Here is a 1,657-nt window from a genome sequence, read left to right on the forward strand (position 1 = left end):
CAACGAGGTCAACGATATCAATCAGTACTACGTATTCAACGCCTACGCGGATTACGAATTCTCCCTTCCCGAAAAGCACAGCCTGACCGCCATGGTGGGTTTCAACCAGGAATGGGGGCAAAACAAGCGTATTCGCGCACAGGCCAATACGCTGATCACCCCCTTGATTACCGATCTGAATGCCACCATCGGCATGCAGCAGACGTTTGGTAGTTCCAACCACAATTCCCTACGGGGCGGATTTTTCCGGGTCAACTACATCTTCGACGAGCGCTACCTGATCGAATCCAACGGACGCTACGACGGCACCAGCCGTTTTCCAACTTCGGATCGCTTCGGTTTCTTCCCCTCCTTGTCGGTGGGTTGGAGAATATCGAACGAAAACTTCATGGCCAATACCTCCAGTTGGCTGGACGAGTTGAAGATCCGGGCCTCCTACGGTACGCTGGGTAACCAATTGTTGGGGAATAATTTCTACCCCTACATTCCCACCATGGGCATCGGGCAGTCCGGCTTTATGATGACCGCCGGTCAGCGCACGCCGTTTGTTTCCCCTGCCGGCCTGGTGAGCCCCACGCTGACCTGGGAAACGGTGATTTCCCAAAATCTGGGCGTAGACTTTACCATGTTTGGTGGCAAAATTGACGCTTCCTTCGATGTGTTTACGCGGGATACCAAAGACATGCTGATGCGTCAGGAGTATCCGGCGATCCTGGGTACGGCGGCTCCTGCTTCCAATGCGGCCGACTCCCGCACCACCGGTTGGGAACTGGCACTGACCTGGAAGGACCGTCCGCGCAACGACCTGAGCTACGACGTGACACTGGCCCTTTCCGATTGGACGGCCAAGATCACCAAGTTTGACAACCCGAACGGCGCGATTCCTTCGGGAACCTCTTCCACGAATCAGTACTACGAAGGACAGGCCCTGAATGAGATCTGGGGATACCGCACTGTGGGTATCTTCCAGACGCAGGAAGAAGTGGACAATGCGGCCGATCAGTCTGCCCTGGGTGCCAACTGGCGTCCCGGTGATATCCAGTACGAAGATTTGAATGGAGATGGCGTGATTAATCCGGGTAACAATACCCTGGCAAATCCGGGTGACCGAACCATTATCGGGAACAGCACGCCCCGCTTGAGTTTCGGTGTCAACAACAATGTGCAGTGGAGAAACTTCACCCTGAACCTGTTCTTCCAGGGCATCTGGCGACGGGACCACTGGCCGACTTCCGGCAACTGGACCTGGTTCTTCCCCTTCAATGCGGGTCACGTAGAGAAGTACTTCATCACCGACTCCTGGTCGGAGGACAACCGGGATGCGTATTTTCCCCATCCCCATATCTCTACCAACGACAAGAAGAACATTCAGCCGCAGTCCCGCTTCTTGCAAAATGCCGGCTACATCCGTTTGAAAAACCTTCAGTTGGGTTACAACATACCGGTCTTCCTGACCGACAAGTTGGGCTTGCAAACTGCCAACGTGTATTTTGCTGGGATGAACCTGTGGGAGTACTCGCCTATTCGAGACCCATTGGATCCTGAAACGATCTACTCCGGTGCGATCGAATACCCCATGCAACGAATTTACACATTGGGTGTACGGCTGTCATTTTAACCTCAAAAGCACTGAAGATTATGAAAAATTATAAATTAA

General features: G+C 53.3%; 1 protein-coding gene. It reads left to right on the forward strand.

Annotated features, from left to right (window positions below):
• The coding region (locus GCU44_RS22855) for a SusC/RagA family TonB-linked outer membrane protein (RefSeq protein ID WP_154859702.1) at positions 1-1,618 on the forward strand (1,618 nt) is incomplete at its 5' end.
• Positions 1,619-1,657: the final 39 nt, after the last annotated feature.

This window comes from Cyclobacterium xiamenense, assembly GCF_009467825.1.
Lineage (GTDB): Bacteria > Bacteroidota > Bacteroidia > Cytophagales > Cyclobacteriaceae > Cyclobacterium > Cyclobacterium xiamenense.